11 protein-coding genes are annotated in these 12,990 nt (G+C 45.3%); 9 read left to right on the plus strand and 2 right to left on the minus strand.

Features of this window, described 5'->3' with window-relative positions; all coding sequences use genetic code 11:
- Positions 1-96: 96 nt before the first annotated feature.
- Positions 97-1,437, minus strand: coding sequence for an omega-aminotransferase AptA (gene aptA / locus SHAL_RS05025; protein WP_012276110.1), 1,341 nt, complete (start codon positions 1,435-1,437; stop codon positions 97-99).
- A gap of 286 nt (positions 1,438-1,723) precedes the next feature.
- Between aptA and SHAL_RS05030 the strand changes: the two genes are divergently transcribed.
- The 5 genes from SHAL_RS05030 (at position 1,724) to SHAL_RS05050 (ending at position 6,758) form a co-directional block, all read left to right on the plus strand.
- A complete protein-coding gene (locus SHAL_RS05030; protein WP_012276111.1) occupies positions 1,724-3,223 on the plus strand; it encodes an aldehyde dehydrogenase in 1,500 nt (499 codons plus the stop codon).
- Positions 3,224-3,462: 239 nt separating this feature from the next.
- The gene (locus tag SHAL_RS05035) at positions 3,463-4,689 is read left to right on the plus strand and encodes a MerR family transcriptional regulator (RefSeq protein WP_012276112.1); all 1,227 of its coding nucleotides are present in this window, start codon (positions 3,463-3,465) and stop codon (positions 4,687-4,689) included.
- A 113-nt stretch (positions 4,690-4,802) separates the two neighbouring features.
- Entirely contained in the window at positions 4,803-5,339 is a 537-nt protein-coding gene (locus tag SHAL_RS05040) for a GNAT family N-acetyltransferase (protein ID WP_012276113.1), read from the plus strand.
- Between the two features lie 137 nt (positions 5,340-5,476).
- Positions 5,477-6,022, plus strand: coding sequence for a class IV adenylate cyclase (gene cyaB / locus SHAL_RS05045; protein WP_041415854.1), 546 nt, complete (start codon positions 5,477-5,479; stop codon positions 6,020-6,022).
- Between the two features lie 43 nt (positions 6,023-6,065).
- The gene (locus tag SHAL_RS05050; RefSeq protein WP_012276115.1) at positions 6,066-6,758 is read left to right on the plus strand and encodes an aspartate/glutamate racemase family protein; all 693 of its coding nucleotides are present in this window, start codon (positions 6,066-6,068) and stop codon (positions 6,756-6,758) included.
- Positions 6,759-6,866: 108 nt separating this feature from the next.
- On the opposite strand, the gene SHAL_RS05055 is transcribed toward SHAL_RS05050, so the two are convergent.
- Positions 6,867-8,174, minus strand: coding sequence for an NAD(P)/FAD-dependent oxidoreductase (locus SHAL_RS05055; protein ID WP_012276116.1), 1,308 nt, complete (start codon positions 8,172-8,174; stop codon positions 6,867-6,869).
- Between the two features lie 247 nt (positions 8,175-8,421).
- Between SHAL_RS05055 and SHAL_RS05060 the strand changes: the two genes are divergently transcribed.
- The 4 genes from SHAL_RS05060 (at position 8,422) to SHAL_RS05075 (ending at position 12,959) form a co-directional block, all read left to right on the plus strand.
- Positions 8,422-8,970 (plus strand): cupin domain-containing protein, encoded by a 549-nt coding sequence (locus SHAL_RS05060; protein ID WP_012276117.1) that lies wholly within the window; start codon positions 8,422-8,424, stop codon positions 8,968-8,970.
- A gap of 497 nt (positions 8,971-9,467) precedes the next feature.
- A complete protein-coding gene (locus SHAL_RS05065) occupies positions 9,468-10,229 on the plus strand; it encodes a gamma-glutamyl-gamma-aminobutyrate hydrolase family protein (RefSeq protein ID WP_012276118.1) in 762 nt (253 codons plus the stop codon).
- A gap of 2 nt (positions 10,230-10,231) precedes the next feature.
- Positions 10,232-11,581, plus strand: coding sequence for a glutamine synthetase family protein (locus SHAL_RS05070; RefSeq protein WP_012276119.1), 1,350 nt, complete (start codon positions 10,232-10,234; stop codon positions 11,579-11,581).
- Positions 11,582-11,858: 277 nt separating this feature from the next.
- Positions 11,859-12,959: a polyamine ABC transporter substrate-binding protein gene (locus SHAL_RS05075; protein WP_012276120.1), complete on the plus strand. Its 1,101-nt coding sequence runs from the start codon at positions 11,859-11,861 to the stop codon at positions 12,957-12,959.
- Positions 12,960-12,990 lie beyond the last annotated feature (31 nt).

Consider the following 12,990-nt stretch of genomic DNA (forward strand, 5'->3'; position numbering starts at 1 on the left):
AATTCTATTCCCTGAAGGGAGACTAATTTATCGGTAAATGTTAATGACTTGCCGATGCCGTTACTGCGAGTCGCAATAACGGCTTCGGCATAGGGATTAACCCACAGCCTTGATTGCATCACCAAGCGTATTAACGATTTGGTCTATCTGCTGTTTGTCGACAATTAACGGTGGTGAGATAGCAATAATATCGCCAGTGGCACGCACTAAGGTGCCCGCTTCGAAGCAGTGCTCAAAGATCCCGAAACCGCGCTTACCCACACCTTGTTCGCTAGGGGCAAATTGAATCCCGCCGACTAAGCCTGTATTACGAATATCAATCACATTCGGTAGGCCTTTTAAGCTGTGCACTGCATCTTCAAAATAACCTTCGAGCTCTTTTGTGCGCTCAAACAGCTTTTCATTTTCATAGATATTAAGGGTGGCAAGCGCCGCCGCTGCAGCAACGGGATGACCCGAATAGGTATAGCCGTGAAATAGCTCAATGGCATTCTCTGGACCTTGCATACAGGTATCATAGATCTTGTCATCAACCAGTACGGCCCCCATTGGGATGGCACCGTTATTTAAGGCTTTCGCCGTGGTGATCATGTCTGGCACCACGCCCCAACGTTGACTTGCAAAGGCATCACCAACACGGCCAAAGGCTGTGATTACTTCATCGAAAATCAATAAGATGCCGTACTTTGTGGTGATCTCGCGCAGCTTTTGCAGGTAACCTTCGGGTGGCAAAATAACGCCGGCTGAGCCCGACATTGGCTCGACTATCACTGCGGCGATATTCTCTGCACCGTGCAGGGCAACCAGTTGTTCTAGCACTTCGGCCTTTTCGGCACCGGTTTTAGGCATGCCACGGCAAAACGCATTGTCTTTCATGTCTAAGGTGTGAGGTAGGTGATCTACCCCTTGCAGCAGTTGCTGGTTAAAGGTCTTCCGGTTATTACCAATACCGCCAACCGAGATCCCGCCAAATCCTACGCCGTGATAACCTAGTTCGCGGCCAATAAAGCGCGTTCGTGTGGCTTCACCATTGGCGCGGTGATAGGTGAGGGCAATTTTCAAGGCACTGTCTACAGACTCAGAACCAGAGTTCGTAAAGAAGACTTTATTTAGCCCTTCAGGGCTGATTTGCGCTAAGCGCCCGGCTAATTCGAACGCGAGCGGGTGGCCCATTTGAAATGATGGCGCATAGTCCATCTCATGAATTTGTTTACTGACCGCTTCAGAGATCTCTTTACGTCCGTGTCCGGCGTTACAGCACCACAAACCTGCTGTACCGTCTAATATGGGGCGACCAGCAACGTCCTTATAGTACATACCTTCGGCATGGGCGAGCATTCTAGGGCTCGACTTAAACTGCCTATTCGCCGTAAACGGCATCCAGTAATGTTCTAATGACTGCGTATCGCGTTGATTGTGCATCTGTGGATCTGCCATATCATCTCCCTTGATTCAGTTTCACTATTTTAATTATTGTTTTGTCATCTGTTGCTTTTTTGCTCAAGCGGTCGATATTTTCCATGCTATGTCAGAAATAATGAACATGGAAGCTTTTTGTGCATTTATTTGTAGCAAAAATGAAGTTTTTGTAAAATATATTGAAATTAAGATGCTAATAAGCGTAATCTTTAGCCACACCTTTTTGTGGGAATTCGTCTGTAGAGGGCGTTTTAACCGCATTAACCCTCATTCTAATTATTATATTCAGCGTTAAGAGGTCATCATGAGCACACCAGAAAGTCGTAGTCAGTGGCAAGCGTTAGCAGATTCTATGTCGATAAACGGTTCAGCTTTTATTGCAGGCGAGTACCTTGACGCGCAGTCAAAGCAAACCTTTGACTGTATCAGCCCGATTGATGGCAAAGTCTTAGTCAAGGTGGCAAGTTGCGATGAGGCCGATGCTAATATCGCAGTTAAAAATGCCAGAGAGACCTTTGAAACTGGTGTGTGGGCAAACCTTGCGCCAGTTAAGCGTAAGCAAGTGATGATCCGTTTTGCCGAATTGTTGGAGCAAAATGCCGATGAACTCGCGCTGCTAGAAACTTTAGATATGGGCAAACCCATTCAATACTCTAAGGCGGTGGATGTGGCCGGTGCGGCTCGAGCCATTCGCTGGTCTGGCGAAGCGATTGATAAAATTTACGATGAGATCGCGCCGACAGCCCATAATGAAATTGGCATGATCACCCGCGAAGCCGTAGGCGTAGTTGCGGCGATTGTGCCGTGGAACTTCCCGATGCTGATGGCGTGTTGGAAGCTCGGCCCAGCTTTAGCCACAGGTAATAGCGTGGTACTTAAACCTTCTGAAAAGTCTCCGTTAACCGCTATTCGTATGGCGCAAATTGCCGTCGAAGCGGGACTGCCAAAAGGCGTACTAAACGTGCTACCAGGTTTTGGTCATACCGTGGGTAAGGCGCTAGCGCTGCATATGGATGTCGATACCTTGGTATTTACCGGCTCAACTAAAATTGCTAAGCAGTTGATGATCTACGCGGGTGAGTCAAACATGAAGCGGGTCTGGTTAGAAGCGGGCGGTAAGAGCCCAAATATTATCTTTAATGATGCGCCGGATCTTAAAAAGGCTGCAGAGGCCGCAGCTTGTGCAATTGCCTTTAATCAAGGCGAAGTTTGCACGGCTGGCTCACGTTTGCTGGTGGAATCAGGGGTAAAAGATGAGCTTATCGCCTTGATAGCCGAAGAGCTTAAGGGCTGGACGCCAGGGCATCCGCTGGATCCAAGTACCACTTCTGGCGCTGTTGTCGATAAACAACAGTTAGATAATGTGCTGGGTTATATACAGTCGGGAATCGATGAAGGCGCGACCTTAAATCATGGTGGCACTCAGGTGATGCAAGAGTCGGGCGGGGTGTATATCGAGCCGACTATTTTCTCGGATGTAGACAATAAGATGACCATAGCGAAAGAGGAGATCTTCGGCCCCGTGTTATCGGTGATCACTTTCGATGGCATGGAGCAGGCGATTGAGATAGCAAACGACACCATCTACGGCCTCGCGGCGGGTGTATGGACTGCTGATATCAATAAGGCCCACAAGACGGCTAAGGCACTTCGCAGTGGCATGGTGTGGATTAATCACTATGATGGCGGCGATATGACGGCGCCATTTGGCGGCTATAAGCAGTCGGGTAATGGCCGGGATAAGTCACTGCATGCGTTTGATAAATACACTGAAATTAAGGCCACTTGGTTGGTGTTGGAATAACCCTGTGACAGAGTGATTGCTGAGAACGGCTTTAGCTTTCAGGCCTGAAGCAACTTTTCAGAAGGTCGATAATTATTTATCGAAATATTCTAAGCCCCCGAGTGCAGACTTGGGGGCTTTTTGTTGATTGCGAAGCCGTTGTTGAGAGTTTGGAGTATTTCAACATTTAGCTCGAATTAACCTTGACCTGTCTAAAGCTTCATAGTTTAAGCTGTGACGATATATACAAAGGAAAACCTATGTACCGTATTTCTGAGTTAGCAGAAAAAGTCGGCTTAAGCCGCTCGACTCTGCTGTATTACGAAAAGGTGGGGTTAATTTCGGCGAAGCGCCAAGCCAATGGCTACCGAAGTTACTCTGAGCAGGATCTGCAACGCTTAAAGCTATTGCAGCAGCTACAGGCGGGGGGATTGAGCCTAAAAGAGTGTCAGTCCTGCTTAGAAAGTCGCATCGACAGGGGGTTACTACTGCAACGGCTAAAGGTGTTGGATGACGAGATAGCTGAGAAACAGCAGGCCAGAGAGCTGCTTAGCGCCATGCTTGGCATGAGCTCGATGAGAGATTGGCACCAAACGACAGAGAAACAGGCCCCCCATGCGCATCTAGATTGGCTGATGAAGCAGGGGTTCGATGAAAAACAAGCGTTAAGGCTTAAATGGTTATCAAAAGATATGAATGAGCATGAGCTGTATATGGCAGATTTTGAGCTGATCTTTGATGGGCTCGAAAGGCTAGGACCTGGTACGGAGGTGGATTCATTAACAGCACTTAAGGCTACTTTGCCGAGCACTGATCCGCTCAAGGCTGTTTTATCGAGCACTGAATCGCTCAAGGCTGAGCCGTTTAACTCGGGGGAACTGCTAGAGATTGGTTGTGGCAAAGGGGTGGCGACTCGTGTGTTGGCTCTGCATTCTGAATTTACTATCACGGCGCTGGATAATGATAAGTCGAACCTGAATAGTTTGAATAAAAACTTGGATAAAGCGCTCAAACAAAGAGTGAACACTGTGTGTGCAAGCATGACCGAGTTGCCGTTTGAGCGGGATCAGTTTGACGTTATCTGGTGCGAAGGTGGTGCCTACATCATGGGGGTAGAGCAAGCCCTTAAAGATTGGAAGCCATATATTAAAGCGCAAGGGTATTTAGTGCTCAGTGATTTAGTCTGGAGCAGCGATAATCCTTGCGATGAGCTGCGTGCGTTTTGGCTACAAGAGTATCCCGATATGGTCAGTGCAAAACAGCGTATCGAGCAAGCTAAACAGGCGGGATATGAGTTGATTGATAGCTTTCCTCTGAGTGAACAAGCGTGGAGTGATTATTACGCGCCGCTTCAAGGGCGAGTCGATGAGTTAGAGGCTATGATGCCAAATTCAAAGGCGCTAGCTGACGTTAAAATGGAGCTAGAAATATTCCATAAGCGCCAAGGTGAGTTTGACTACCAAATGTTGGTTTTAAAGAAGATGTAATGTCTAAAGACTCAATATGTATAGCCTTCGAGTATTAGCCTTCGAGTATTAGGCTTCGACTAATGATTTTAGATTAATAGTTTTAAATTAAGAAGATAGTTAGGTAAATAGAGATGAATTTTACAGCGTACGATACAAATAACACCGAAGAGATCTCGCAGCTTTTCAATGAAACCTTTACCGACTCAGAAGGCGCAGACGAAGGTAAAGTCATTGGTGAATTAACCACAGAGCTTATGAGCACAACAGGCAGTGATGACCTGTTTATCTTTGTGGCGACAGATGGGGATAAGCTGGCTGGTAGCATTATGTTTTCACGGTTAACCTTTGAAACTGGCATCATTGCATTTATTTTGTCGCCAGTGGCCGTTCACCCCGAGTTTCAACGTCAGGGCGTTGGCCAGAAGCTGATTAAGTTTGGATTAGAGACCTTAGCGGAAAAGGGCGTTGAACTCGCCTTTACCTATGGCGATCCCAACTACTACTCAAAAGTCGGGTTTAAGCAGCTCAGTGAAGATGTTGTTAAGGCGCCGCTTGCTCTAACTTACCCAGAAGGCTGGCTTGGCCAATCACTTACTGCTGATGCACTGCAGCCAATAAGTGGTCGCTGCTGCTGTGTGTCTGCGCTTAATAAAGCTGAGTATTGGTAATCGTTTTTTTGGCTATTGAAGCTAATAAATCAAGAAACTTTAACTCCGTCGCTACCTACTGAATATAAAAAGGATATTATTGCTGCTGAGTGAGAACTAAGAGAAAAGTCAGTCAGTCTAAGCGAGAGCCGCAACCTATGAGTCATGAGCATTTTAAAGGTCAGTTTGAAGTCGAGCTAAAGTACCGTTTGGCGTGCAGGGATGCATTCTTAGCGGTACTTAATTCGCTAGAACATGAGATAATGTTTGAAGATAATATCGAGTCAGATTGTTATTTCGATACGCCAACCCAGCAGCTTTTAGCTCAAAATAAGAGTGTCTGCATACGTGAGTGCCAACCGTCAGGTATTAAGCTCTGGATAGTCAAGGGGCCGGAGGCCGATCGCTGTGAAGCGACCAATATCACCGATACTAATAGCGCTAAAAGCATGCTCAAAACCATGGGTTATCAGGTGTGTTTAGAGATGCAGAAACAGCGAAGTATCTATTTTGTCGGTAAGTTCCATATCACGCTTGATCACTTAGCAGGACTAGGTGATTTTGCCGAGTTTGCCATCATGACCGATGATGAAAACTCGTTAGAGATTTATCGAGCTGAGCTGGTGGACTTAGCGGCTCACTTTGGACTGACACAAGAGCAGCTTGAACATAGATCATACCGTAGTATGCAAGAAGCAAAATAGAAGCCATTTACCTTGTATAGAGTATATGTAGAGACATAACACAATGAAAACGATAGGAATGTTAGGCGGTATGAGCTGGGAGTCAACCTCCAGTTATTACAAGGCGGTTAATGAAGGTGTAAAGGCAAGGCTCGGTGGTTTGCATTCTGCAAAAGTGTGCCTCTACAGTGTTGATTTCGCGGAAATTGAAAAGCTACAGCATGCGGGTAAGTGGCAAGAGACTGCCGATATCTTGTCTGCTGCCGCTAAAAATGTTGCAGCAGGTGGTGCTGATTTTTTATTAATCTGCACTAATACCATGCATAAGGTGGCTGATGAGATCCAGGCTCAGCTCTCAATCCCCATCTTACATATTGCCGATGCAACAGCAGCAAAGCTCTTGGCTAACGGTGTCACTAAAGTGGGCCTGTTAGGAACTCGTTTTACCATGGAGCAAGATTTCTATAAAAGCCGCCTGATAAACCAGTTTGGTATAGACGTGATTGTTCCAAATGAAGCGGAGCGCAATGTTGTGCACCATGTTATTTATGATGAACTATGCCGAGGCGTGATTAACCCCGCGTCAAAGCAGCAATATTTAGATATCGTTAATGACCTACATGCGCAAGGAGCCCAAGCGGTTATTTTGGGCTGTACTGAGATAGCGTTATTGATTGGCCAACAAGATACCCAAGTGCCACTGTATGACACGACAGCAATTCACTGCGAATATGCGGTGGATATGGCGTTAAGCTAAGACTTTATACTGATTGGTATTATTACCGAACAAACTTATGCCGATTGCAGGTATTAAAAAACGGACTATTAAGTCCGTTTATTATTGATACGGGATTAAAAATGGGTATTAAAAAATATCCTTAAATCGATGATAAAGCATGCCTATTGCTAACATTGGTGAACGTAGGTGTGGCCCACCTGGGAAGGTCATATGAGGCACCTTGGCGAAGATATCGAAACGTTCTGCTTGGGTGGTAATTGCCTCGGCGATTAGTTTAGCCGCCATATGGGTAGCATTCACGCCATGGCCCGCATAGGCTTGGGCATAGAAGATATTCTTGGCATCGGGCAGACGACCAATTTGTGGTAGACGATTGGCGCCGATACCCATCATACCACCCCATTCATAATCGATACGCACGCCTTTTAGCTGCGGAAATACCTTCTCAATATTCGGTCTGAGAGCTGCTTCGATATCTTTAGGATCTTTACCTGAGTAGGTACATAAGCCACCAAATAGCAGGCGATTGTCTTCAGATAGATGGTAATAATCCAAGTCGACTCTTAAGTCGGCAAACGCCATATTTTGTGGGATGATGGCGTCACACTGTTCTTGAGTCAGTGGCTCTGTAGCCAGCACATAGGTACCCGCAGGAAGGACCTTGCTGCCAATATTTTCTTCTAAATCCAGACCCAAATAGGCATTACCCGCCAAGACTAGATACTGACAATTCACTTCACCGTGTTCGGTGATCACCTTAGGTTTATCGCCCTTAACGATCTTTTGTGCGGCGCTATATTCATACACTTTAACCCCTAAGTTGCGGGCGACTCTTGCCTCGCCAAGGGCTAAGTTGAGTGGGTGCAGATGACCACTGGCCATATCAACCAGTGCGCCTTGGTAAAAATCTGAGCCGATGACCTCACCTATGCGAGACTTATCAAGTAAGGTCATGTTATGGCCGTAACCGATACTATTGAGGTGTTCAAAATCTTCTTCAAGTTCCGTCATATGACGAGGACGTATAGCCAAGTCGCAGTAACCCATCTGTAAATTACAATCGATTTTGTGCTCAGCGACGCGCTGTCTGACGATATCTACCGCCTCAAACCCCATCTGTTCGATGGCTTTAACGCCTTCGCTGCCAATGATATTTTGAAACTGGCTAACGTCATGGCCAATGCCACGAATGAGCTCACCGCCGTTACGGCCCGATGCTCCCCAACCTATGCACTTAGCCTCAAGAAGTGCCACACTAAAGCCTTTTTGAGCCAGTTCAATTGCCGTATTGATACCACTAAATCCACCGCCGACTACGCATACATCGACATCTAACACCTCTTCTAGTCGTGGTGATTGATGCAGCTCTTTAGCTGTTGCGAAGTAATAAGATGCGGGGTGTTGGTCGCTATGCACTGGGCTCTTAGTTAACATCGTTTCTCCAAATATATGTTTTTATTGTAAATTGGACTTGTAGCAGTAATATACCCAAACTGTTGTGAATAAATTATTTACAGATGTTCGTTATTTTTAACATGCTTTCCTGTAGAATACAAATTGCTCGATAGAGGTTATGGTCTAGTATTTTTCAAGACGGTACTCAAGTTGTACCGAGAATGGGTTGTATTGCTCTACATGCTGTTGGAGACAAAGAACGATTACTTCAATTAGGGGAAAGATTTTGGATATTGGTGAGAATCTTAAAAAGGTTAGAAAAGAGAAGGGCTTGTCCCAACGAGAATTGGCTAAGCGTGCTGGTGTGACCAATAGCACTATCTCGATGATCGAGAAAAATAGCGTTAGTCCTTCGGTTAGTTCACTTAAAAAAGTGCTTTCTGGTTTACCTATGTCTTTGGTGGAGTTCTTTTCTATAGAAGATACACAAGAGACTGAACAAAAAGTGGTGTATCGCAGTGATGAACTGTTAGATATCGGTGATGGCATGCTGGACTTTAAGCTGATTGGTCGAGACTTTCCCAATCGTGCGATGTCTGTGATGAGTGAGACTTATCCTTCAGGTTCAGATACCGGTATCGAAATGTTAAAACATGAGGGCCAAGAGGCTGCCATGGTTATCGAAGGTCGTTTAGAGTTGACTGTCGGCGAAGAAGTATTTGAATTAGCAGAGGGTGATAGCTATTACTTTAATAGTGAGCTTCCTCATCGTTTTCGTAATCCATATGATGAGCCTTGCCGAATCGTTAGCGCCACCACTCCTGCAAATTTCTAATAGATCCCCTCCTCTTTTTGTAAAGCTAGCTTACCGCAGAGAATATCGAATTCTTTACGGTAACTAGCTTGCTATCCGTATCATTATTCTGCAGTTTTCCATTTGTATAACATTACCCGCTAGGCAACTCTGCCTGATGCTATTTTTATGCTCTCATGTAAATAATATAAAGCATTCGCTATGCGTAAGTGTGATCGCCGTCAGATCTATTTGTTATGCATATAATGCATAAAAAACTTATTTATATGAATTTTCGTATAAAGACTTATAAAAAGGCTTTGCGTTAAGCTTATGATATTAAAGTGCTTACCTCTTTACTTTATATTTTTTAACAATCCTTTCACCTTCTCTATTGCCTAGTTAATTGATTACGTGTAGTGTGTGAAAAAATGAACATTTGGATAATAACTGTTCATTATTAAAGATTTCGTAAATCAAGATAAAAACTATTCAAAAATAATTCTAAAAATTACGAAGCAAAGGATTGAAGGTGTTTTATGTCAGAAGTAGGGCTCGCAGTTGTTGGCGTGACAGCATGTAATATGCAGTTGGGCTTGCACCCCTTTAATATTGTGGGGGAAAAGTATCTTCTCGCAATCGCAGATGCGACACAATCTTGGCCATTGGTTATTCCAGCTTTAGGCCATTGTCCTGCCGAGGTCGTACTCTCTCGTTTGGACGGAATTTTGTTCACCGGCTCCCCCTCTAATATCGAACCCCACCATTTTGACGGCCCCGCAAGTGATGCGGGAACACATCATGACCCCAAGCGCGATGCGACAACCCTACCTTTGTTAAAAGCGGCAATTGATGCAGGCGTGCCAGTGCTTGCGATCTGTCGCGGTTTTCAAGAAATGAATGTCGTATTTGGTGGCAGTTTGCATCAAAAGTTGCATGAGCTGGACGGGTTTATTGAACATCGAGAAGACAAAACCAAGCCTGTAGAGGTGCAATATGGCATATCCCATGAGGTTCAAATAGAACCTGGGGGACTGCTTCACGATGCATGGGGCCGCAGCTCTGCAGAGGTGAACTCTGTCCATACCCAAGGCGTAGACCGTCTTGGTGTTGGGTTGCGGCCAGAAGCATATGCAAACGATGGTTTGATAGAAGCTTTTTCTGTCAAAGACGCAAAGAATTTTGCACTAGGTGTGCAGTGGCATCCGGAATGGAAGGCACTCGATAGTCCTTTTTATACCGCGATTTTTAATGCTTTTAGTCAAGCATGTCAGCACCGTGCAGCAAGCAGAGTGAAATAATCATGAAAAAGTTAGTTAGTTATTTAAAAGATCAAAAAATTACCGAAGTAGAGTGTGTCGTCTGTGATATGACGGGCATTGCCCGTGGCAAGATTGCACCAGTGGGTAAGTTTATTGACGAAAAAGGCATGCGTTTGCCTGAGAGTGTGTTGCTGCAAACTGTCACCGGCGATTATGTGGATGACGCATCTTACGATGCGCTACTCGATGAGGCCGATATCGACTTTGTTTGTGTACCCGATGAAAACGCGGTGTTTAAACTGCCATGGACCATCGAAGCGACCGCACAGGTGATCCATGATACCTACGACAAGATGGGCAATCCTATCGAGTTATCTCCACGTAACCTACTGAAGAAAGTGCTTAGACTTTATGAAGATAAAGGCTGGAAGCCTGTGGTTGCACCAGAGATGGAATTCTACTTAACTCGCATTAATGAAGATCCCGATCAACCGCTTATTCCCCCTGTAGGGCGTTCGGGTCGACAGGAGTCGGGTCGTCAGTCTTTCTCTATCGACGCGGCAAATGAATACGATCCACTATTTGAAGATATGTACGATTGGTGTGAAATTCAGGGGCTGGATATCGATACTTTGATCCACGAAGAAGGTACGGCGCAGATGGAGATTAACTTCTCACATGGCGATGCCTTATCTCTTGCAGATCAAGTCTTTGTGTTTAAACGTACCCTGCGTGAGGCCGCGCTTAAGCACAATGTTTGCGCCACCTTTATGGCCAAACCGATTACTAACGAACCCGGCAGCGCGATGCACCTGCATCAGAGTATTGTTGATGTTAAAACAGGTAAAAACATTTTCTCGAATGAGGATGGTACTAAGAGCCCGCTGTTTTATAGCTACATAGGTGGGCTGCAAAAGTTTATTCCTGAATTGTTGCCATTGCTTGCGCCAAACGTTAACTCTTTCCGCCGCTTCCTACCGGGCGCTTCTGCACCTGTAAACTTGGAGTGGGGTGAAGAGAACCGTACCTGTGGTTTGCGTATCCCTGAGTCGTCACCGCAAAATCTGCGTATTGAAAACCGTGTCGCTGGCGCCGATGCCAACAGTTATTTGTCAATTGCAGCCAGCTTACTCTGTGGTTATATGGGCATGGTTGAAGACATTAAGCCATCAACACCCGTCCAGGGCCGCGCCAATGAAACTCGCAGTGGAACGGCATTGCCACTGACATTAGAGGAAGCCTTGGCGGTAATGACAGAAAGCTCAGCTTGTAGAGAATATTTAGGTGAAACCTTTACCAATGGCTATGTAGCGGTTAAACAAGCCGATTTGGAAAACTACCGCCAGGTGATTAGTTCTTGGGAACGTAAGTTTTTACTGCTGACAGTATAAATACATCACGCTCTCAGAATAAATAAAAGGCGATAGGGTTCGTTTTGGGGACGGATCTTAACCGCCTAAAAAATGAAAATATGAAAAGGAGTTATTCATATAGATAGCATTTTAAAGAGTGTTATCTATATGAAAGCTGTAAAGCAGTACCACACTGCCGATGCGGTTTTTCGGGTGTAGCATTGGTGAAAAATAAGAACTAAAGCCGGTATATCGGCAACACAATGAATGGACAGCAGAGGTGGATTTACTGCTGCTACGCTAAATAGGAGAAAGCATGAAACTTTTAACAAAAGCGACCACACTTGCCCTCGTCACCGCAAGTGTAATGGCTTCAACTACCGTATACGCTGAAGAAGTGGTTCGAGTTTACAACTGGTCAGATTATATTGCCGAAGATACCCTAGAAAACTTCCAAAAAGAGACCGGTATTCGTGTTGTTTACGATGTGTTTGACAGTAATGAAGTGGTTGAGGCTAAGCTGCTTTCTGGTCGCTCTGGCTATGATATCGTCGTACCTTCTAATAGTTTCTTAGCCAAGCAGATTAAAGCGGGGGCTTTCCAGAAGTTAGACTCAAATCAACTGCCAAACCATAAGAATCTAAGTCCTGAGTTAATGAATCAGTTAGAGTCCGCTGATCCGGGTAATCAGTACTCTGTGCCATATCTATGGGGAACCAACGGTATCGGTTATAACGTGGAAAAAGTCACAGCAGTACTCGGTGAAGATGCCCCTGTCGATTCGTTAGAACTTATCTTTAATCCTAAGTATGCCGAGAAGGTATCTCAGTGTGGCTTGTCTTTGTTAGATAGCGCTGATGAGATGATCCCAATGGCGCTTATCTACCTAGGGCTGGATCCAAATAGTACTAAAGCCGATGATTTTAAGAAGGCAGGTGAAGTGCTTGCTAAGGTACGTCCTTACATCACCTACTTCCACTCGTCGCGTTATATCACCGACTTAGCGAATGGTGATATCTGTGTGGCATTTGGTTATTCAGGCGATATTTTCCAGGCTGCCGATCGCGCCGATGAGGCCGAAAACGGTAATACGATTGAATACTCCATTCCAAAAGAGGGCTCAAATCTTTGGTTTGATATGTTAGCGATTCCTGCGGATGCGGCTAACGTTAAAAATGCTCACACCTTTATCAATTACCTGCTTCGTCCAGAGGTGATTGCCCCTATTACCAACTATGTGGCTTATGCGAATCCTAATGTTCCAGCTTTGCCTCTAGTGGATGAAGATGTGCGTACGAATACTTCTATTTATCCATCAAAGGAAGTGCTTGATCGATTGTATGTTGGCGATGTACGCCCAATGAAATCACAACGTTCATTAACGCGCGTGTGGACCAAAGTGAAATCAGGCTACTAAGCAAATAAGGGTAAGGCATCGCCTTGCCCTT

This window comes from Shewanella halifaxensis HAW-EB4, from assembly GCF_000019185.1.
Lineage (GTDB): Bacteria > Pseudomonadota > Gammaproteobacteria > Enterobacterales > Shewanellaceae > Shewanella > Shewanella halifaxensis.

Coding starts and splice junctions, on each gene's coding strand:
- SHAL_RS05070 (WP_012276119.1), top strand. CDS start 10,232: ATGAAAAAGTTAGTTAGTTATTTAAAAGATCAAAAAATTACCGAAGTA.
- SHAL_RS05055 (WP_012276116.1), bottom strand. CDS start 8,174: ATGTTAACTAAGAGCCCAGTGCATAGCGACCAACACCCCGCATCTTAT.
- SHAL_RS05040 (WP_012276113.1), top strand. CDS start 4,803: ATGAATTTTACAGCGTACGATACAAATAACACCGAAGAGATCTCGCAG.
- cyaB (WP_041415854.1), top strand. CDS start 5,477: ATGAGTCATGAGCATTTTAAAGGTCAGTTTGAAGTCGAGCTAAAGTAC.
- aptA (WP_012276110.1), bottom strand. CDS start 1,437: ATGGCAGATCCACAGATGCACAATCAACGCGATACGCAGTCATTAGAA.
- SHAL_RS05030 (WP_012276111.1), top strand. CDS start 1,724: ATGAGCACACCAGAAAGTCGTAGTCAGTGGCAAGCGTTAGCAGATTCT.
- SHAL_RS05075 (WP_012276120.1), top strand. CDS start 11,859: ATGAAACTTTTAACAAAAGCGACCACACTTGCCCTCGTCACCGCAAGT.
- SHAL_RS05065 (WP_012276118.1), top strand. CDS start 9,468: ATGTCAGAAGTAGGGCTCGCAGTTGTTGGCGTGACAGCATGTAATATG.
- SHAL_RS05050 (WP_012276115.1), top strand. CDS start 6,066: ATGAAAACGATAGGAATGTTAGGCGGTATGAGCTGGGAGTCAACCTCC.
- SHAL_RS05035 (WP_012276112.1), top strand. CDS start 3,463: ATGTACCGTATTTCTGAGTTAGCAGAAAAAGTCGGCTTAAGCCGCTCG.